A 19804-nucleotide genomic window follows, 5' to 3' on the forward strand; every position below is an offset into this window, starting at 1 on the left:
CCCCAATCCCAATCACAAAAAACGGGCGGCTCTTTAAAAAGCACGCCCGTTTTTGATTCGCTATTATTTTGCGGTTATTTGCACTCCACCTGGCTTACATCGCGCACGGCGCCGGTGTCGGCGGAAGTGGTCATCGCGGCATAGGCGCGCAAGGCGGCGGAAACGTGGCGGTCACGGTTTTCTGGTTGCCATGCTTTTGCGCCGCGCGCTTCCATTTCGGCGCGGCGGCTGGCCAGTTCTTCATCGGATACGGCCAGGCGGATGCTGCGGTTGGGGATGTCAATTTCGACGGTATCGCCCTCGCGCACCAAACCGATGGCACCGCCTTCGGCTGCTTCGGGAGAAACGTGGCCGATGCTCAAGCCGGAAGTGCCGCCTGAAAAACGGCCGTCGGTGAGCAAGGCACAGGCTTTGCCCAAACCTTTCGATTTCAGGTAACTCGTGGGATAGAGCATTTCCTGCATACCGGGGCCGCCTTTGGGGCCTTCGTAACGGATAATCACGATGTCGCCGGCCACGATTTGGTTGTCCAAAATGCCTGCCACGGCAGTGTCCTGGCTTTCAAACACGCGGGCGCGGCCGGTGAATTTCAAGATACTGTCGTCCACACCGGCGGTTTTCACCACACAGCCACGCTCGGCGATGTTGCCGAACAGTACGGCCAAGCCGCCGTCTTGCGAATAAGCAAATTCTTTACTGCGGATACAGCCGTTTTCGCGGTCCAAATCCAAGCTCGGCCATTGGCGGTTTTGTGAAAACGCTTGGGTGGTGCGCACGCCGCCGGGCGCGGCTTTGTAACGCGCGTGTGCCACTTCGTTGGCGGGATTCATCACATCCCATTGTTCCAGCGCATGTTTCAGCGTGGGCGCGTGCACGGTGGAAACATCGGTTTGCAGGCAGCCGGCGCGGTCGAGTTCGGCCAAAATGCCCATCACGCCGCCGGCGCGGTGGACGTCTTCCATATGGTATTTCTGGGTGGCGGGGGCGACTTTGCACAGACACGGCACTTGGCGGCTGATGCGGTCGATATCGGCCATTCTGAAATCCACTTCTGCTTCGTTGGCGGCAGCCAGCAAGTGCAGCACGGTGTTGGTGGAACCGCCCATCGCTACATCAAGACTCATGGCGTTTTCAAACGCGGCTTTGGTGGCGATGCTGCGCGGCAGCACACTCGCATCGTCTTGTTCGTAATAGCGTTTGGTGATTTCCACAATCAAGCGGCCCGCTTCGAGAAACAGCTCTTTGCGGCCGGCGTGGGTAGCCAGCAGCGAACCGTTGCCGGGCAGCGACAACCCCAACGCTTCGGTAAGGCAGTTCATCGAGTTGGCGGTAAACATGCCCGAACACGATCCGCAGGTGGGGCAGGCGGAGCGTTCTACCGCGGCAACTTCTTCGTCGCTGACATTATCATCGGCGGCATCGACCATCGCATCGACCAAATCGAGCTTGCGCCCGTCAACGATATTGGCCACGCCGATCACTTTACCCGCTTCCATCGGCCCGCCGGAAACAAACACGGTGGGGATGTTCAGGCGCATGGCGGCCATCAACATACCGGGGGTGATTTTGTCGCAGTTGGAAATGCACACCAGCGCGTCGGCACAGTGGGCATTCACCATATATTCCACCGAATCGGCAATCAAATCGCGGCTGGGCAGGCTGTAGAGCATACCGCCGTGGCCCATGGCGATGCCGTCATCCACCGCGATGGTATTGAATTCTTTGGCCAAGCCGCCCGCTTTTTCGATTTCGCGGGCAACCATTTGGCCCAAGTCGTGCAGGTGCACATGGCCGGGCACGAATTGGGTGAACGAGTTGGCGATGGCGATAATCGGCTTGCCGAAATCTTCGTCGGCCACGCCGGTGGCGCGCCACAATGCGCGGGCGCCGGCCATATTGCGGCCGTGAGTGGAGGTTTTGGAGCGGTAGGCTGGCATGGTTGTTATCCTTTTTTTGAATCGGTTGCAGGCCGTCTGAAAGATTGCAGCGGTTTGAATATCGGTTTTGCGGTTGCAAACGTGTTGCAGAAACCGTTTTCAGACGGCCTTGAATAAAATACGTTTGATAATGTTTTTTTAAGGCTTATAAGCGCACTTCGATGCCGGCGGCGCGCATAGCCAGTTTGGCTTCGTGTATGCCCACTTCGCCGAAATGAAAAATGCTGGCCGCCAGCACCGCATCGGCTTTGCCTTCTTTCACGCCGTCGATCAGGTGCTGCACGTTGCCCACGCCGCCGGAAGCAATCACGGGAATATCCACCGCCTCGGAAACGGCGCGGGTAAGCGGCAGGTTGAAGCCGGCTTTGGTGCCGTCCCTGTCCATGCTGGTGAGCAGGATTTCGCCCGCGCCGCGCGCCTGCATGTTTTTCGCCCATTCCACCGCATCAATGCCGGTGGGTTTGCGGCCGCCGTAGGTAAACACTTCCCAACGGGTGTTTTCCGGGTTGACGGCTTTGGCGTCTATCGCCACCACAATCGCCTGCGAGCCGAAAAAACCGGCCGCTTCGTTAACCAAATCGGGGTTGGTAACGGCGGCGGTGTTGATGCTGGCTTTATCGGCGCCGGCGTTGAGCAGGCGGCGCACATCGGCCACGCTGCGCACGCCGCCGCCGACGGTTAGCGGGATAAATACCTGCGAGGCTACATCTTCGATAACGTGCAGAATGGTGTCGCGGTTGTCGCTGCTGGCGGTAATGTCGAGAAAGGTCAATTCGTCGGCGCCTTCGTCGTTGTAGCGTTTGGCCACATCGACGGGGTTGCCCGCATCACGCAGGCCGACGAAATTCACACCTTTGACCACGCGGCCGTTGTCAACGTCCAAACAGGGGATGATGCGTTTTGCTAATGCCATGTTGTGTTTCCCGAAACAGGCCGTCTGAAAAAAACGGCACGGGTGTTTTCAGACGGCCTTGGTTGGTGCGGCTAAACGCCGGTGCGCTCAATCTAAAATATTTGAAGGCCGGTTTCATTATTGGCGTTTAGTTACCGCCGAGCAAATCGTTATACACGCCCAATGTTTTTTTTGCCATAACTTCGCTGGTAAACGATGCCAATGCTTTTTGCTGGCCTGCTGCGGCAAACGCGGCTCTTTTTTCCGGATCGCTAACCAGCTCGTGCAAATATTGCCTAAATTGCTCGATGTTGCCGTTTTCGAAAATATAGCCGGTTTTTCCGTGCTCAATCTGATCATAAGCCCCGCCCGTGTTGCTGCGAACCACACAACACCCCATCAGCATCGCTTCAATCACCACCAAGCCGAACCCCTCTACGCGCGAAGGCAGCACCATGATGTCTATCATCGGATAGATTTCGGTGAGCGGCTGGAACGGCAGGATTTTCACCATTTCGGTTAAACCCATATCGCGTATTTTCTGCTGCACGCTGTTGATTTGGCTTTCTGCCGAAGAGCCGACAAACACAATTTCAATTTTTTCTTTTATTTCAGGCGGCAGGCCGTCGACGGCATCCAGCAGAATGTCGTGTCCTTTGTTATATTCGAATGAGGCAACCAATCCGATAACCACCTTGCCGGTTGAAATGCCGTGTTTGCGCTTCAGCGTTTCTTTTTCGCCATCGCTCAGATTTTTATAATATTTTTCTTTAGAAACCCCGTTATGAATCAGATATAAATCTTTATCGCCGTATTGATAACGGTTTTTCAGCATATCGTAAATCTCGCTGCTGATGGCAATCTCTTTGCTTGCCCGGTAATCCAATATCGGATATTTGTTATCCATACCGTGCCGGGTGCGCACGAATTTCAACCCCAAAAACTTCGGCACGAGCGACAATATCGGTGTGTGGATATGTATGATGTCGAATTGGTGCTTTTTGAGGGCTTTTCTGCACGCCAAAATACTGCGGATCAAGTTCAATACATAAACCGCCTTGCTGGTTTTATTAATCGGAAAATCTATTTCGATAAACTTGATTCCCGTGTCGAGCAGGCGGTTGAACTGCCCCATGTTTTCTTTTGATTCTTTATAGCGGGCGCCGTAAGAAAGCAGATAAACATCATGCCCTTCTTTTATCAGCTCTTCAGTTAAATCAATAAGATAATTTGTTACACCGCCGAGAAACACCACTCTGGACAGCATTGCAATCTTCATACTTGTCTCCAAAATTATTTTGCCAAGCAGTTCAGGTGTGCTTCCGGAAAACGGTTTGTCAAACCGCCAAACCCGCCACCCAGGCAGGCAGGCGCTCGAAGAGCTGGTAATAGCCGATTGCACCCACGGCGGCCAGCACCATTGTGCTCATAAAGCTGCCGGCAACGCGGTTGACGACGGCGAACAGCAATGAAGCATAGGCCCATAAAATGCCCATCACCGCACACCACTGCCCGTCAATCTGCGGCAACGCGAAATCTATACCCATGCTGATTAATATGCTGATGATGGTGAAGGCCAGCCCTTCGCTGATAGCGCGGATATCGCGGCTGGACGACCACAGCGTCCAAAAGCCCAAAACAAATGCTTGGAACATGGTTTTACCCCTTTTTTTAATAAAAAAACAATCTGTGTTTGAAATATTTTTACGTTTTCCGCCGGATCGCGGCAACCGTTTCAGACGGCCTGCTTATTGCCCCGTAAGCGAATCGGCCAGCTTTTGCGCTTCGGCAAAATCAATGCTGCCTTCGTAAATCGCCCGGCCGGTGATGGCACCGGCCACGCCGCTTTTTTCTACGGCGCATAAGGCGCGGATATCGTTCAAATCGGTCAGCCCGCCCGAGGCAATCACGGGAATCCGCACGGCTTCGGCCAGTTTGACGGTTGCTTCGATGTTTACGCCGCTCATCATGCCGTCGCGGCCGATGTCGGTGTAGATGATGCTGTTGACACCGTCGTCTTCAAAGCGTTTGCTCAAATCAATCACATGGTGCTCGGTAACGGTTGCCCAACCGTCGATGGCAACCATGCCTTCTTTGGCATCCAAACCCACGATGATGTGCCCTGCGAATTCTTTGCAGGCTTCGCGCACGAATTCGGGTTTTTTCACGGCGGCGGTGCCGATAATCACATCGGTCAGCCCCAAATCGAGGTATTTTTCGATGGTTTGTAAGTCGCGGATACCGCCGCCCAACTGCACGGGAATCTCTTTGGCCACTTCTTCCAAAATGCCGCCGATGGCTTCGAGGTTTTTCGGTTTGCCGGCGAAGGCGCCGTCCAAATCCACCAAATGCAGGCGGCGCGCGCCTTGTTTGAACCAATGCAGCGCGGTTTCGGCCGGGTTGTCGGAAAACACGGTGGCCTGATCCATCAGGCCCTGCTTCAGGCGCACGCAGCGGCCTTCTTTCAAATCGATTGCGGGAATCAGCAGCATTTTATTTCCTGGTATTTTTCATGTTTTCAGACGGCCTCGATGCCGTCTGAAAAGGCTGTATTTTACACAATTTTAACCGTTCCAGCGGAGAAAATTACGCAGCAGCAGCAGGCCGCCGTCATGGCTTTTTTCGGTGTGGAACTGGGTGGCGAACACGTTGTCTTTGCCCACGATGCAGGCAAATTCGTTCGGATATTCGCTGGTGCCGAGCACAATGCCGTTATCGGCGGGGGCGAAATAGTAGCTGTGCACAAAATAGAAACGGGTGTTTTGGGGCACATCTTGAAACAGCGGATGCGCCTGCGTTTGATGCACGGTGTTCCAGCCCATATGCGGCACTTTGAGCTTGCCTCCCTCGGCATCGCGGCGGTTGGCCGCAAAACGCTTCACATCGCCCGCAAACCAACCCAAACCGGCGGTATCGCCCTCTTCGCTGTGGTCGAACAGCAGTTGGGCGCCCACACAGATGCCGAAAAAAGGCTTGTTTTTCAGGCCGTCTGAAACCGCTTCACCCAAGCCGCTGCGTTGCAGCGCGGCCATGCAGTCGGGCATAGCGCCCTGCCCCGGAAACACTACTTTATCGGCGGCAAACACTTCTTCGGGGCGGTCGGTGAGCACGATTTGCGCGTTCACATCCGCCAGCTTTTGCGCGGCCTGCACCGATTTGAGCACCGAATGCAGATTACCCATGCCGTAATCGACGATGGCGACTTTCATGTTTGATCCTTTCTGGCGGTTTGAACAATTACAACCGACAGATGATAACAGAAACAAAACAGAGGCCGAAGCCCCTGTTTCACCGTTGTTACACTTCCAAATATTCCATAATACTTTCCGCCGCGTCGCGGCCTTCGGCAATGGCGGTCACCACCAAATCCGAGCCGCGGGTGATGTCGCCGCCGGCGAAAATTTTCGGGTTGGCGGTTTGCTGTTTCAGACGGCCTTCGGCGGCGATGCGGCCTTTGCCGTCCACATTCACGCCCACGTCAGCCAGCCACGGCATGGCGTGCGGTGCAAAACCGAAGGCCACGATAACCGCATCACAGGCAATCACTTCTTCGCTGCCTTCGATGATTTCGGCGCGGCGGCGGCCTTTTTCGTCCGGCTCGCCCATGCGGGTTTTCACGATTTTGATGCCGCTAACCTTGCCGTTTTGATCGGTGTGCACCGCCAGCGGTTCGGCTTCGATTTCAACCGGTTGGGCATTAAACTGGAAGCCCACGCCCTCTTCTTTGGCGTTGGTGTATTCTTTTTTGCTGCCCGGCATATTGGCCGCGTCGCGGCGGTACACACAGGTAACCTCCGCCGCGCCCTGACGCACTGAAGTGCGCACGCAGTCCATCGCCGTGTCGCCGCCGCCCAGCACCACCACGCGCTTGCCGGCCATGCTCACATAATCGGGCGCATCGAGATTGAGCAGGTTTTGCGTGTTGCCGATTAAGAACGGCAGCGCCGAATACACGCCCTCGGCATTTTCGTTGGGAATCTCGGCCTTCATGCCCTGATAGGTGCCCACGCCCAAAAATACCGCGTCGTATTGCTGCACCAATTCGGCCAGCGTGATGTCTTTGCCGATGTCCACGCCCAGTTTGAACTCAATGCCCATGTCGCCAAACAGCTCGCGGCGGCGGCTCATCACATCTTTTTCGAGCTTGAACGACGGAATGCCGAAGGTGAGCAGGCCGCCGATTTCCGGCTGACGCTCGTACACGGTAACCGCCACGCCGTTGCGGATCAGCACGTCGGCACAGCCCAAACCGGCCGGCCCGGCGCCGATTACCGCCACTTTTTTGCCGCTGGCGGGCACATCGCCCACCTGCGGTTTCCAGCCCATTTCAAAGGCTTTTTCGGTGATGTATTTTTCCACATTGCCGATGGTTACCGCGCCGAATTCCGCGTTCAGCGTGCAATCGCCTTCGCACAGGCGGTCTTGCGGGCAGACGCGGCCGCACACTTCGGGCAGGGTGTTGGTGGAATGCGCCAATTCGGCCGCTTCGATGATGCGCCCTTCGTTGGCCAGTTTCAGCCAATTGGGGATATTGTTGTGCAGCGGGCATTTGTTTTGGCAATAAGGGTTGCCGCACGCCAAACAGCGGTCGGCCTGCGATTGCGCCTGCGTATCGGTAAACGCCTGATAAATCTCCACAAACGCGGTTTTGCGCGTGTTCAGAGGGATTTTCGGCGGATCAACGCGCGGCAGGTCGATAAATTGGTAAACATTTTCACGGGACATGGTTTGTTCCTTGAGGTTTTGTATTTTTGGGTTTTCAGGCCGTCTGAAAAGTTTTCAGACAGGCATTTCAAACGGCCTTGTGTTTTGTGTTGGGTTTGACAATCCGGGCTTCAACCGGGTGCACGAGTCGGTAGGTCGGGTATTAATCCTGACAGTATCAGTTCGGAATATTGTGTCGGGCATAAATGCCCGACCTACGGCACTCCAACGGTTTTGCGATACAGGATTTCGCCGGGCAAGCCGTCAAAATCTTTGTATTCCCGATGCACAAAGCCGTGCTTGGTCAGAATTTTGCGTGAGGCCACATTGGCCGGGTCGATGATGGCAAAAATGCCATCCAGTGCTTGTGTTTGCGCCAAGGCCAGCAATTGGGCGGCAATGCGCCCGCCCCATCCTTTGCCCCAGTATTCGGGCAACAGCATATAGCCCAGCTCGGCCTCGCGGCTGTCGGCGGATTCAAGCGTAAGCTTGCCCAAGCCCAAAAACCGCCCTGCCGCATCCCGTACCTTGAAGCTGCCGAACAGCGGATGCAACGCATTGTTGGCCAACAGTTTGTCAAAATCCGCCCGCGCTTCGTGCTCCGGCAAGGCGCGTTCGGTAATCATCGCCATCACCTCGGCATTGCCGACGAGTTGCCGATAATCGGCAAAATCGGCTGCGGTGAATTTTTCCAATGTCAGTTGTGTCATGCAGTTTCTCCTGTACCATATCTGCTTGGTTGGCAAGCCAGTAAGTCGGACATTGATGCCCGACCAATCATTTTCAGACGGCCTTTCAGGTAGCCTTTGAGGCCGTCTGAAAATCCTTACGCCGTTACTTCGCGCAATTTCATCACGGTGCGGCGTTTGTGGCCGAGCAGCGCGTTGACGTCGTTGGCTTTCGGTTTCACCAGCAAGCGTAGGTTGGGTTGAAAACCCAACATGATTATTTGCTCAATGTTCTTGTTGGGTCTTCGACCCAACCTACTGCGATAAGGCCGTCTGAAAATTTTTTCAGACAGGCATTTCAGCCAATTAAGTCGGGCATCAATGCCCGACCTACGCTTACTTTACGCCGTTACTTCGCGCAATTCCATCACGGTGCGGCGTTTGTGGCCGAGCAGCGCGTTAACATCGTTGGCTTTCGGTTTCACCAGCACAAACTTACCGACGTGGTTTTCCCAATCGCCCAAGATGCGCTCGCCGATGCGGCTGTGGGTCAGCTCGACGTGGCGTTCGATCAGGCCGCGCAGGTGTTCCTGATGGGTGGGCAGATCGGTGATGCCCAAACCTTCGACCATTTCGGGGTTGATTCGGCCTTTGAATTTGCCGTCCACATCGAGCACGTAGGCGAAGCCGCCGGTCATACCCGCGCCGAAGTTGATGCCGGTTTTGCCGAGAATGGTCACCACGCCGCCGGTCATGTATTCGCAGCCGTTGTCGCCGATGCCTTCCACCACGGCCAGTGCGCCGGAGTTGCGCACGGCGAAGCGTTCGCCCGCGCGGCCGGAAGCGAAGAGTTCGCCGCCGGTGGCGCCGTAAAGGCAGGTGTTGCCGGCAATGGCGGCGTCTTCGGCTTTGAAGGCGACGCCGTTGTGCGGTTTGATGACGATGCGGCCGCCCGCCATGCCTTTGCCCACATAGTCGTTGGCATCGCCGGTGAGGTCGAGGTTCACGCCGCCTGCGAGCCACACGCCGAGGCTTTGGCCGGCGGTGCCGTTGAGGCTGATGTTGAATTCTTGACCCGTTTTGCCGCGGTTGCCGTGCGCTTGGGCGATGATGCCGGAGAGTGCGGCGCCGACGCTGCGGTCGAGGTTGGAAATGTCGAAGCTCATGTCGGTGCCGCTGCCGTTTTCCAGCGCTTCTTGCGCTTCGCGCACAATCTCGGCGTTCAGACGGCCTTTATCGAACGGGGTGTTGTTTTGCGTGCAATAACGCGCGCTGCCGTCGGGCACTTTGGGCGAGTACAGCAGTTTGGCCAAATCCAGCCCGCGCTGTTTGGCGGTTTTGCCTTCGATGATTTCCAAGAGTTCGGTGCGGCCGATCAGGTCGGTGAGTTTTTCCACGCCGAGTTCGGCAAGAATTTCGCGCACGTCTTGAGCGATAAAGCGGAAATAGTTCATCGCTTTTTCGGCATCGCCGTGATAATGCTTGCCGCGCAGGGTGTCGTCTTGGGTGGCGACGCCGGTGGCGCAGTTGTTCAGGTGGCAGATGCGCAGGTAGCGGCAGCCGAGCGCCACCATCGGGCCGGTGCCGAAGCCGAAGCTTTCGGCGCCGAGAATGGCGGCTTTGATGATATCGAGGCCGGTTTTCAGGCCGCCGTCCACTTGCAGGCGCACTTTGTGGCGCAGGTTGTTTTCAACCAAAGCCTGTTGCGCTTCGGCCAGGCCCAATTCCCACGGCGAGCCGCAGTATTTCACGCTGGATAAGGGCGAGGCGCCGGTGCCGCCGTCGTAGCCGGCGATGGTAATCAGGTCGGCATAGGCTTTGGCCACGCCGGTGGCGATGGTGCCGACGCCGGGCAGCGACACGAGTTTCACCGAAATCAGGGCTTTGGGGTTGATTTGTTTGAGGTCGAAAATCAGCTGCGCCAAGTCTTCGATGGAATAAATATCGTGGTGCGGCGGCGGTGAAATCAGAGTGGAACCAGGCACGGCGTAGCGCAGTTGGGCGATATAAGGCGTTACTTTATCGCCGGGCAACTGGCCGCCCTCGCCGGGTTTCGCGCCTTGCGCCACTTTAATCTGAATCACGTCGGCGCTCATCAGATAAGCGGGGGTAACGCCGAAGCGGCCGGACGCCACCTGTTTGATGCGCGACACTTTTTCGGTGCCGTAGCGTTTCGGGTCTTCGCCGCCCTCGCCGGAGTTGGAATAGCCGCCCAAACGGTTCATGGCAATGGCCAGCGATTCGTGCGCTTCGGGGCTTAATGCGCCGATCGACATCGCCGCGCTGTCGAAGCGTTTGAACAGGTTTTCAGACGGCTCGACTTTCTCAAGGGCAATCGGCGTGCAGTTTTCGGTTTTCAGCCGCAGCATGTCGCGGATGGTGGTTACCGGACGGTTGTTAACGGCATCGCGGTAGAGGCGGTATTTGGCGTAGTCGCCGCTGTTGACCGCCGCCTGAATGGTGTTGACCACTTCGGGGTTGTAGGCGTGGTATTCGCCCTGCGGTTTGAATTTCAGCAGGCCGCCGGCGTCAACGCCTTGGCTGCGGCGCCACGCGCGTTTGCGGGTGGCGGAAATCTGCTCGTGCAAATCGGCGAACGACGCACCTTCCACGCGGCTGGTGATGCCGGGGAAGCACAAATCGACGATTTCTTTGTTCATGCCCACCAATTCGAACAGGCGCGCGCAGCGGTAGGACGATACGCAGGAAATGCCCATTTTCGACATGATTTTGTACAAACCTTTGTTGATGCCGTTGCGGAAATTGGCCATTACCACGCGCAAGGGCTTGGCAATCGCGCCGGCGTTTACCATCTGCGCCAGGCTTTCATACGCCAGATACGGATACACTGCGGTGGCGCCCAAGCCGATCAGCACGGCGAAATGGTGCGGGTTGCGTGCTTCGGCGGTTTCCACAATGATGTTGGCGTCGCAGCGCAGATTGGCGGCCACCAAGCGGTTTTGAATCGCGCCCACCGCCAAGGCCGACGGAATCGGCTGGCGGTCTTGTGCGATATGCCTGTCTGAAACCACCAGCAGCACGGTGCCGCTGCGCACGGCTTCTTCGGCTTGGTTGCACAGGGCTTCCACGGCGGCTTTCAGGCCGCTGTCGGGGGAATAAGTGGCATCGAGCACGGTGTGTTTGTAATGCGCTTCGGGCAGGCGCAGCAGTTGCTGCATATCGGAATACAGCAGCACCGGCGATTTGAAGTTCACGCGGTGGCTCATGCCTTCGGCTTCGAAAAACACGCTCATCTCGCGGCCGATGCTGGTGGCGAGGCTCATCACGTGCGCTTCGCGCAAGGGGTCGATCGGCGGGTTGGTTACTTGCGCGAAATATTGGCGGAAATAGTCGAAAATCAGGCGCGGACGCTCGGAGAGCACGGCAAACGGCGTATCGTCGCCCATCGAGCCGACGGCTTCCTGCCCGTCTTCGCCCAACACGCGCACGATGCTTTCCAGCTCTTCGCGGTCATAGAGAAACTGCTTCTGATACACGGCCAGCATATCGGCGTTCATGGCCGATTCGCCGGCTTCGTTGTCGGGCAGCTGCTCAAACGGAATCAGGCGCTGCACGTTTTTATCCAGCCATTCGCGGTAAGGATGGCGGGCGCGCAATTCGTTGTCGATTTCGGCAGAATGCAGCAGCTTGCCGTTTTTGGTGTCGATGACCAGCAATTGGCCGGGGCCGACGCGGCCTTTTTCCACCACTTCGTCGGGCGCGTAATCCCAAATGCCCACTTCGGAAGCAATGGTAATCAGGCGGTCTTGCGTAATCACATAACGCGCGGGGCGCAGGCCGTTGCGGTCGAGGTTGCAGGCGGCGTAACGGCCGTCTGAAAGTACGATGCCGGCGGGGCCGTCCCACGGCTCCATGTGCATGGAATTGAAGTCGTAGAAAGCGCGCAAATCGTCGTCCATATCGGGGTTTTGCTGCCAGGCGGGCGGCACCAGCAGACGCATGGCGCGGAACAAGTCCATGCCGCCGCACACGAACACTTCCAGCATATTATCCAGTGAGCTGGAATCCGAACCGCTTTCGTTGACAAACGGCGCGGCGGTCTGCAAATCGGGAATCAGCGGCGTGTGGTATTTATACGCCCGCGCCCGCGCCCACGCGCGGTTGCCGGAAATGGTGTTGATTTCGCCGTTGTGCGCCAGATAGCGGAAAGGCTGCGCCAATTTCCAGCGCGGCTGGGTGTTGGTGGAAAAACGCTGGTGGAACAAACAGATGGCAGACTGCATGCGCAAATCGCCCAAATCGAGATAAAACTTGGGCAAATCTTTAGGCATACACAAACCTTTGTAAATCACGGTTTGGTTGGAAAAGCTGCAAATATAGAAATCGGGGTGGCTGATGCGTTTTTCGATGCGGCGGCGGGTAACGAACAGGCGGCGCTGCAAATCCTGCGTGCGCCAGCCGGAAGGCGCGTTGATAAACACCTGTTTGATTTGCGGCATATCCGCCAAGGCAATCGAGCCGAGCACCGCCGGATTGGTCGGCACCTCGCGCCAAGCGGCCACGCCCAGCGTTTCGCGGATTAATTCTTCGTTGATGATGCCGATGCAGCGCTCTGCCTCGATGCTGTCTTGCGGCAGGAAAATCTGCCCCACGGCAAACTTCTGCGCCAATGAAAAACCGGCCTCTTCTGCAACCGTGCGGAAAAAACTTTCCGGCATCTGAATCGACAAACCGCAGCCGTCGCCGGTTTTGCCGTCGGCCAGAATCGCGCCGCGGTGCTGCATGCGCGACAAACCCAAAATGGCGTTGCGGACGACTTTATGGCTCTGGACACCGTCGATATTGGCAATCAAGCCGAAACCGCAGTTTTCTCGTTCTAATGTACGGTCGTATAACATGGTCATGGTAGTGGGCCTTTATTTGAGAGGGGTTTATAATTTCGGGCGCTTTTACGGGTTTGTTAGTATTGTTGGCCGGTAAAACAGGCGCGGGGCTATAAAATACCTAAATTGTTGACAATCGTCAAAGCATTTCTTTAACACCGGCTTTGCCGTTATATTAAAAATATTAAAATTTTTAGAATTTTGTATTTCGTAAAACTAATAATTGAAATTTTATAATTAAATTTTCTAAAAAATTATTTGTTTATATTAATTAAAGAAATATGCATAAAAGGGTTAAGATTTGCAATTTCAAATGATTCCCCAGGGCAAAACTAAGGCCGTCTGAATATTTTTCAGACGGCCTTTCGATATATAGAAACCGGTGCTTATTTCAATGCCGCGGCTTCTTTTGCCAAACGGGTAATGGTTGCCCAGTCTTTGTTTTGCACGGCTTCTTTAGGGGTGAGCCATGTACCGCCCACGCATAACACGTTGGGCAGTTTGAGGTATTCGGGCGCGCTTTCGAGGGTTATGCCGCCGGTGGGGCAGAAACGCACATGAGCGTAAGGGCCGTAGAGGGCTTTGAGCATGGCTTTGCCGCCCACCACTTCGGCGGGAAACAGTTTCAAGGTGTCGATGCCGTGCTCGAGCGCAAGTTGTACTTCGCCGGGAGTGGCCACACCGGGAATCAGCGGAATACCGCTGTTGTGGCTGGCTTTTGCCAGCGATTCGTGCAGGCCGGGGCTGATGGCAAACACGGCACCCGCGTCTTCAACTGCTTTGAGCTGGTCGGGGTTGGTAACGGTGCCCGCGCCCACAATCGCGCCTTTCACTTCTTTTTTAATCAGTTCGATGGCTTTGAGGCCGTGTTCGGTGCGCAAGGTGATTTCGAGGGTGGGAATGCCGCCTTCAACCAAAGCGTGCGCCAGATCAACGGCGGTGTTGATGTCGTCGATTGCCATCACGGGGACAACGGCGCCTGCGGAAAGGATGTCGCGTGGGTTCATGTGGTTGCTCCAATCAGAACAGTTTAAGTAAATATCGGTTTCAGACGGCCTGAATATATAGCGTTAGGCCGTCTGAAAATCTTTGCGGGCTTGTTATTTAAGAAAAATCGCCGCCCAAGCTCATGGCGCCGGTTTCGGCGCTGCCGGTGATGCTGCGGAAACCGGCAAACAGTTCGCGGCCGATGCCGTGGGTGTTTTTGCTCAAATCCGGCTCGGGGGTTTCGCGCGCGGCCCATTCTTTTTCGTCGACCAGTGCGGCCAACTCGCCGGTAACGGAATCGAAGCGGATCAAATCGCCGGTGCGGATTTTGCCGATGCCGCCGCCGAGCAGCGCTTCGGGACTCATGTGGATGGCGGCGGGCACTTTGCCGGATGCGCCCGACATGCGGCCGTCGGTAAGCAGCGCTACTTTAAAGCCGCGGTCGAGCAGAATCGCCAAGGGCGGTGTGAGTTTGTGCAGTTCGGGCATGCCGTTGGCGCGCGGGCCTTGGAAGCGCACCACACACACGAAGTCGCGCTCCAATTCGCCGCGCTCGAATGCAGCCAGCACTTCTTTTTGGTCGTTAAACACGATGGCGGGCGCTTCGATAATGCGCTGGCTGTCTTTCACGGCGGATACTTTAATCACGCCGCGGCCGATGTTGCCTTTCATCAGGCGCAGGCCGCCGTCGGGTGAGAACGGGCGTGAAAACGGGCGCAAAATGTCTTCGTCGCGGCTTTCGGCCACGGCATCGCGCCATTCGAGTTTGCCGTCGATCAGGAACGGCTCTTTGGTGTAGGCTTCCATGCCGCGGCCCATCACGGTTTCCACGTCGTCGTGCAAGAGGCCGTTGTTGCGCAGCTCGCGGATTACAAACGGCAGTCCGCCGGTGGCGGCGAAGTGGTTAACATCGGCCTGGCCGTTGGGGTAAACACGGATCAGCAGCGGCACGATCGAAGAGATTTCGTCGAAATCGTCCCAATTGAGAATGATGCCAGCGGCGCGCGCCATCGCCACTAAGTGCATGGTGTGGTTGGTGGAACCGCCCGTTGCCATCAGGCCGATAATGCCGTTGATAAACGATTTTTCGTCGAGCATCTCACCGATGGGTTTGGCGGTTTGGTTTCTGATGCCTTCGGCCAAATGGGCGGCGGCATAGCGGGTGAGCGCTTCGCGTATCGGGGTGTAGGGGTTGAAGAATGCGGCGGCGGGCAGGTGCACGCCCATCATCTCCATCATCATTTGATTGGAGTTGGCGGTGCCGTAAAAGGTGCAGGTGCCGGGGCTGTGGTAGGAACCCATTTCGCTTTCGAGCAGCGCGTCGCGGCCGACTTTGCCTTCGGCAAACAGCTGGCGGGTGCGCGCTTTTTCTTTGTTACCGATGCCGCTGGTCATCGGGCCGGCCGGCACGAAAATCCCCGGGATATGGCCGCAGCTCAACGCGCCTATCATCAGGCCGGGCACGATTTTGTCGCACACGCCGAAAAACAGCGCGCCGTCGAACATTTGGTGCGACAGGCCGACTGCGGTGCTCATGGCAATCACGTCGCGCGAAAACAGCGACAATTCCATACCTTCGTAGCCCTGCGTGATGCCGTCGCACATGGCGGGCGTGCCGCCGGCCACTTGGGCGGTGGCACCGTGTTTTTGCGCTTCGTCTTTAATCCAGTCGGGAAAATCTTTGAACGGCTGGTGGGCGGAAACCATATCGTTATAGGCGGTAATCATGCCCAAATTGGGTACGCTGTGTTTGAGCATTTCGATTTTGATGGTTTTAGGCATGGCGGCATAGCCGTGCGCCAAATTGGAGCAGCCCAGTTGGTCGCGCTCGACGCGCCCCTGCTGTTTGAATGCGCGGATGCGCGCCAAATAGGCTTCGCGCGTGGGGCGGCTGCGTTCGATGATGCGCTCGGTGATGGCGGCAAGTTTGGGATGGAGGGTGGTCATGGTGGCCTGCCTTTCGTGGTGGTGGTCGGCGGTGTTTCTTCAACTCGGATGTGCTGCTTTTGTTGTGTATTTGGCTCTTGATTTCAAACGCTTGAGGCCGTCTGAAAGCCTTTGCACGCATTATAATATAGTTTTGTAGTTAAGTTACAAAATAATGCTTGAACTAAGTCAAACTTTGTTTCGTAGTTTTGTAACAAAATGGCGCTTGAAATCGGGCTATATGTTTACTTAGGTCAACTTTTATCCAAAACAACATAGACAAAACGTGTAGTGCCGTGTAGGATTGCTACCCAATTTCAGTGCAATTGCGCTGTATTTTATCCGGATTACAGCCGATGGGCGCAGGATATGTAATTCTATGTACATATTTTCCGCGCGGGCAGCAGATGATTTTCAAAGATAAACCTTGATGAAAGAAGAAATGATGAATACTCAAACAAACTTCGATTTGGTGTTATTTGGTGCAACCGGCGACTTGGCCATGCGCAAACTGCTGCCCTGCCTTTATCAGGCGCATGTGGCCGGGCTGCTCCACCCCGCAGGCCGTATTTTGGGGGTGAGCCGCAGTGAACTGGACACCGCTGGGTTTCTCGCAAAAGTGGAAACCAATTCCAAAATCCACATCAAGCAGAATTTCAGCGAAGAAGCATGGGCATCTTTCATCAAGCGCATCCACTATCTAACCGTTGACGTAACCAATCCCGACGATTTCAAAACGCTGGCCGACACGGTAAAAGCGCGCAAAGAAACCGACAACGTGGTGGTTTACCTTTCCACCGCACCGAAATTTTTCGCCCCTGCCTGCGCCGAACTGGCCAATGTGGGTTTAAACGGCGGCAACGTGCGCATCGTGCTTGAAAAACCGCTGGGCACCGATTTGAAATCTTCCCAAGAAATCAACACCGACGTGGCCCGCTATTTCAAAGAAGAGCAGGTTTACCGCATCGACCACTATTTGGGCAAAGAAGCGCTGCAAAACCTGCTGGCGCTGCGTTTCGCCAACCTCGTGTTCGAACCGCTGTGGAACAACAAATATGTGAAAAGCGTGCAGCTTACCATCGCCGAGCAGTTGGGTGTTGAAGAGCGCGGCGAGTTTTACGACATCACCGGCGCCTTGCGCGACATGGTGCAGAACCACCTGATGCAGATGCTGTGCATGACGGCGATGGAAGCGCCGAAAAGCCTCGATGCCGACGACGTGCGCGACGAAAAACTGAAAGTAATCAAGTCACTCAAACCGCTAACCTCCGCCGATGTGGATGCCAACGTGGTGCGCGCCCAATACACCGAAAACAAAGGCATGAACGGCTATCTGCAAGAACACAACGTGCCCGCCGGCAGCCGCACCGAAACTTATGTGGCCGTGAAAGCCGAAATCAACAACGAGCGCTGGGCCGGCGTGCCGTTTTATCTGCGCACCGGCAAACGCATGGCCGGCAAAGTGGCCGAAATCGTGTTGAATTTCCGCGACCTGCCCAACCATATTTTTGAAAACAGCCAACCTGCGCCCAACCGTTTGGTAATCGAATTGCAGCCCACCGAATCGGTGCGCCTCTACACGCAGGTAAAAACCCCCGGCGCGGGCAACAAAGTGGAGCTTACCGCCCTGAGCGTGGACATGGGCAAAGCAATCCAAGGCCGCCGCGCCGAAGCCTACGAACGCCTGCTGCTTGATGTGATCAACGGCAAGCTGGCGCTGTTCAACCGCCGCGACGAGTTGGAAGCCGCTTGGGAATGGGTGATGCCGATTATGGAAAACTGGGAAAACAGCCCCACTCCGCCTCACGGCTACGCCGCCGATTCATGGGGCCCCGAAGCCGCCCGCGAGCTGCTGGCGCGCAACGGCGACAAATGGCACGAAGAGCAGTAAACGTTTTTTCAGACGGCCTTCCGGTTTGATCAGCCCCGATTCGATTGAGGCCGTCTGAAAACCATATTTGAGAAAGCAGGAGAAAATTATGGCTTACCAATGGCACTCATTTGACAATGCCGCCGCCGCGTCCGCCGCATTGGCCGATGCCGTGGCCGCCGCCTTGCAACAGGCGCTCGACAAAAAAGGCAGCGCCGTTTTGGCCGTGCCGGGCGGGCGTTCGCCCATCGCCTTTTTCGAGGCCTTATCGCAAAAAAACCTGGCTTGGCAAAACATCGGCGTCACGCTGGTAGACGAGCGCATCGTGCCTACCACCCATGCCGACAGCAACACCGGTCTGGTGCACGAATATCTGCTGCAAAACCAAGCCGCCGCCGCACAATGGATTCCCGTGGTGGAGGCAGGCAAAACCGAAGCCGGTTTGCAGCCCGAAGCCGTGGTTCAGACGGCCTTGCAACACTACCGCCAGCCCGATGTGCTGGTGTTGGGCATGGGCGGCGACGGCCACACCGCATCGCTGTTTCCGCAAGCGCCGCAGCTCGATAAAGGCTTGGACGAAGCCAACACCGTGCCGCTTTTGCACACCACGCCCGTTACCGCCCCACACGAGCGCGTAAGCATGACGCTGGCGGCTATCGCACAAACCCCCGCCGTGTTTCTGGCCATCGGCGGCGCAGAGAAAAAAGCGGTGTTCGACCAAGCCGCCGCCGCACCCAGCAAAACCTACCCCACCAGCTATATACTCAACCACGAAAAGGTAAACTGCCATGTCTACTACGCAGAATAAAACCACCACCAAGCAGCCTCAAACCGCAACCGTCGAATGGCCGCGACTGGTGGCCGATATCGGCGGCACCAACGCCCGCTTCGCATTGGAAACCGCACCGCAGCAGATCGAAAAAGTGGAAGTGCTGCCGTGCAACGATTACGACACTATTGTCGATGCCGCACGCGAATACCTGAAACGCGCAGGCAGCCCCAAAATCAGCCATGCCGCCATCGCCATCGCCAACCCCATCATGGGCGACTGGGTGCAGATGACCAACCACCATTGGGCGTTTTCCATCGAAACCACCCGCCAGTCGCTCGGTTTGGAAACCCTGATTCTGCTCAACGACTTCACCGCGCAGGCATTGGCGATTACACAGGTGGCGCCCGAAGAATTGGTGCAGGTGGGCGGCTCGAAACCCGTTGCCAACGCCCCAAAAGCCGTGCTCGGCCCCGGCACCGGCTTGGGCGTGAGCGGCCTGATTCCGAGCAATACCGGCTGGGTGCCGCTGGCGGGCGAAGGCGGCCACGTGAGCTTTCCGCCGTTTGACGATGCCGAAGTGATGATTTGGCAGTTTGCCAAGAAAAAATACGGCCACGTTTCCGCCGAACGCTTTTTGAGCGGTGCCGGCCTGACACTGATTTACGAAGCACTGGCTATTAAAGAAGGCGTGAAACCGCAAAAACTCACCCCCGCCGAAATCAGCGAGCAGGCATTGAGCGGTTCTTCGCCCCTGTGTCGGCTGGCTCTGGATATTTTCTGCGCCATGCTCGGCACGGTCGCTTCCAACCTGGCCTTAACGCTGGGCGCCAGCGGCGGCGTGTATTTGTGCGGCGGCATCATTCCGCGCTTTATCGACTATTTCAAATATTCGCCGTTCCGCAGCCGCTTTGAAAACAAAGGCCGTTTCGATGCCTATCTGGCGGCGATTCCCGTGTATGTGGTGCTGAGCAAATTCCCCGGCATCCACGGCGCGGCGGTAGCCCTGTCCAACCACCTGCAAGGGCGCTGCAACAACACTGCGGCGCTGGGCGGTGCGGGCAAATCCGCCTCAAACGCATAAGCCGGGAAACCATAAAACAAACGCAACAAACAAGAAAAACATACGGTGTTTTTCAGACGGCCTAAATTAAACCGCAGAGGCCGTCTGAAAAAACCAACTGCCTCAATAAGAACAATTATCCGG

Annotated in this window: 14 protein-coding genes; 3 read left to right on the forward strand and 11 right to left on the reverse strand. The window is 56.3% G+C overall.

Annotated elements, in window-relative coordinates; all coding sequences use genetic code 11:
* Positions 1 to 74: 74 nt before the first annotated feature.
* From ilvD to edd, 11 genes are all read right to left on the reverse strand, one after another.
* Positions 75 to 1937: a dihydroxy-acid dehydratase gene (ilvD, locus tag NQ012_RS00610; protein ID WP_257065512.1), complete on the reverse strand. Its 1863-nt coding sequence runs from the start codon at positions 1935 to 1937 to the stop codon at positions 75 to 77.
* Positions 1938 to 2082: 145 nt separating this feature from the next.
* Positions 2083 to 2850 (reverse strand): imidazole glycerol phosphate synthase subunit HisF, encoded by a 768-nt coding sequence (gene hisF / locus NQ012_RS00615; protein ID WP_257065514.1) that lies wholly within the window; start codon positions 2848 to 2850, stop codon positions 2083 to 2085.
* Between the two features lie 127 nt (positions 2851 to 2977).
* Positions 2978 to 4108 carry a glycosyltransferase family 4 protein gene (locus tag NQ012_RS00620; protein ID WP_257065516.1) on the reverse strand — a complete coding sequence of 377 codons (1131 nt, stop codon included), beginning with the start codon at positions 4106 to 4108 and terminating at the stop codon, positions 2978 to 2980.
* A gap of 58 nt (positions 4109 to 4166) precedes the next feature.
* Complete coding sequence (locus NQ012_RS00625) at positions 4167 to 4484, reverse strand: multidrug transporter MatE (protein ID WP_257065518.1); 318 nt, start codon at positions 4482 to 4484, stop codon at positions 4167 to 4169.
* A gap of 93 nt (positions 4485 to 4577) precedes the next feature.
* Positions 4578 to 5321 (reverse strand): 1-(5-phosphoribosyl)-5-[(5-phosphoribosylamino)methylideneamino]imidazole-4-carboxamide isomerase, encoded by a 744-nt coding sequence (gene hisA / locus NQ012_RS00630; protein ID WP_257065519.1) that lies wholly within the window; start codon positions 5319 to 5321, stop codon positions 4578 to 4580.
* A 72-nt stretch (positions 5322 to 5393) separates the two neighbouring features.
* A complete protein-coding gene (hisH, locus tag NQ012_RS00635; RefSeq protein ID WP_257065520.1) occupies positions 5394 to 6038 on the reverse strand; it encodes an imidazole glycerol phosphate synthase subunit HisH in 645 nt (214 codons plus the stop codon).
* An 88-nt stretch (positions 6039 to 6126) separates the two neighbouring features.
* Entirely contained in the window at positions 6127 to 7554 is a 1428-nt protein-coding gene (locus NQ012_RS00640; RefSeq protein ID WP_257065521.1) for an FAD-dependent oxidoreductase, read from the reverse strand.
* Positions 7555 to 7748: 194 nt separating this feature from the next.
* Positions 7749 to 8243 carry a GNAT family N-acetyltransferase gene (locus tag NQ012_RS00645; protein WP_257065522.1) on the reverse strand — a complete coding sequence of 165 codons (495 nt, stop codon included), beginning with the start codon at positions 8241 to 8243 and terminating at the stop codon, positions 7749 to 7751.
* A 359-nt stretch (positions 8244 to 8602) separates the two neighbouring features.
* Positions 8603 to 13066: a glutamate synthase large subunit gene (gltB, locus tag NQ012_RS00650; RefSeq protein WP_257065523.1), complete on the reverse strand. Its 4464-nt coding sequence runs from the start codon at positions 13064 to 13066 to the stop codon at positions 8603 to 8605.
* Positions 13067 to 13431: 365 nt separating this feature from the next.
* The gene (locus NQ012_RS00655; protein ID WP_257065524.1) at positions 13432 to 14052 is read right to left on the reverse strand and encodes a bifunctional 4-hydroxy-2-oxoglutarate aldolase/2-dehydro-3-deoxy-phosphogluconate aldolase; all 621 of its coding nucleotides are present in this window, start codon (positions 14050 to 14052) and stop codon (positions 13432 to 13434) included.
* 97 nt (positions 14053 to 14149) lie between these two features.
* The gene (gene edd, locus NQ012_RS00660) at positions 14150 to 15979 is read right to left on the reverse strand and encodes a phosphogluconate dehydratase (protein WP_257065525.1); all 1830 of its coding nucleotides are present in this window, start codon (positions 15977 to 15979) and stop codon (positions 14150 to 14152) included.
* Between the two features lie 424 nt (positions 15980 to 16403).
* Between edd and zwf the strand changes: the two genes are divergently transcribed.
* From zwf to NQ012_RS00675, 3 genes are all read left to right on the forward strand, one after another.
* A complete protein-coding gene (gene zwf / locus NQ012_RS00665; RefSeq protein WP_257065526.1) occupies positions 16404 to 17849 on the forward strand; it encodes a glucose-6-phosphate dehydrogenase in 1446 nt (481 codons plus the stop codon).
* A gap of 88 nt (positions 17850 to 17937) precedes the next feature.
* Complete coding sequence (pgl, locus tag NQ012_RS00670; protein ID WP_257065527.1) at positions 17938 to 18636, forward strand: 6-phosphogluconolactonase; 699 nt, start codon at positions 17938 to 17940, stop codon at positions 18634 to 18636.
* Positions 18617 to 19681 carry a glucokinase gene (locus NQ012_RS00675; protein ID WP_257065529.1) on the forward strand — a complete coding sequence of 355 codons (1065 nt, stop codon included), beginning with the start codon at positions 18617 to 18619 and terminating at the stop codon, positions 19679 to 19681. The genes pgl and NQ012_RS00675 overlap by 20 nt, the downstream gene beginning before the upstream one ends.
* Positions 19682 to 19804 lie beyond the last annotated feature (123 nt).

It is taken from the genome of Neisseria dentiae (assembly GCF_024580525.1).
In the GTDB taxonomy this organism is placed as follows: domain Bacteria; phylum Pseudomonadota; class Gammaproteobacteria; order Burkholderiales; family Neisseriaceae; genus Neisseria; species Neisseria dentiae_A.

Bases quoted from the DNA above. Each gene is read 5' to 3' on its own strand.
- ilvD (WP_257065512.1), bottom strand. From the start codon at position 1,937: ATGCCAGCCTACCGCTCCAAAACCTCCACTCACGGCCGCAATATGGCC.
- hisF (WP_257065514.1), bottom strand. From the start codon at position 2,850: ATGGCATTAGCAAAACGCATCATCCCCTGTTTGGACGTTGACAACGGC.
- NQ012_RS00620 (WP_257065516.1), bottom strand. From the start codon at position 4,108: ATGAAGATTGCAATGCTGTCCAGAGTGGTGTTTCTCGGCGGTGTAACA.
- NQ012_RS00625 (WP_257065518.1), bottom strand. From the start codon at position 4,484: ATGTTCCAAGCATTTGTTTTGGGCTTTTGGACGCTGTGGTCGTCCAGC.
- hisA (WP_257065519.1), bottom strand. From the start codon at position 5,321: ATGCTGCTGATTCCCGCAATCGATTTGAAAGAAGGCCGCTGCGTGCGC.
- hisH (WP_257065520.1), bottom strand. From the start codon at position 6,038: ATGAAAGTCGCCATCGTCGATTACGGCATGGGTAATCTGCATTCGGTG.
- NQ012_RS00640 (WP_257065521.1), bottom strand. From the start codon at position 7,554: ATGTCCCGTGAAAATGTTTACCAATTTATCGACCTGCCGCGCGTTGAT.
- NQ012_RS00645 (WP_257065522.1), bottom strand. From the start codon at position 8,243: ATGACACAACTGACATTGGAAAAATTCACCGCAGCCGATTTTGCCGAT.
- gltB (WP_257065523.1), bottom strand. From the start codon at position 13,066: ATGACCATGTTATACGACCGTACATTAGAACGAGAAAACTGCGGTTTC.
- NQ012_RS00655 (WP_257065524.1), bottom strand. From the start codon at position 14,052: ATGAACCCACGCGACATCCTTTCCGCAGGCGCCGTTGTCCCCGTGATG.
- edd (WP_257065525.1), bottom strand. From the start codon at position 15,979: ATGACCACCCTCCATCCCAAACTTGCCGCCATCACCGAGCGCATCATC.
- zwf (WP_257065526.1), top strand. From the start codon at position 16,404: ATGAATACTCAAACAAACTTCGATTTGGTGTTATTTGGTGCAACCGGC.
- pgl (WP_257065527.1), top strand. From the start codon at position 17,938: ATGGCTTACCAATGGCACTCATTTGACAATGCCGCCGCCGCGTCCGCC.
- NQ012_RS00675 (WP_257065529.1), top strand. From the start codon at position 18,617: ATGTCTACTACGCAGAATAAAACCACCACCAAGCAGCCTCAAACCGCA.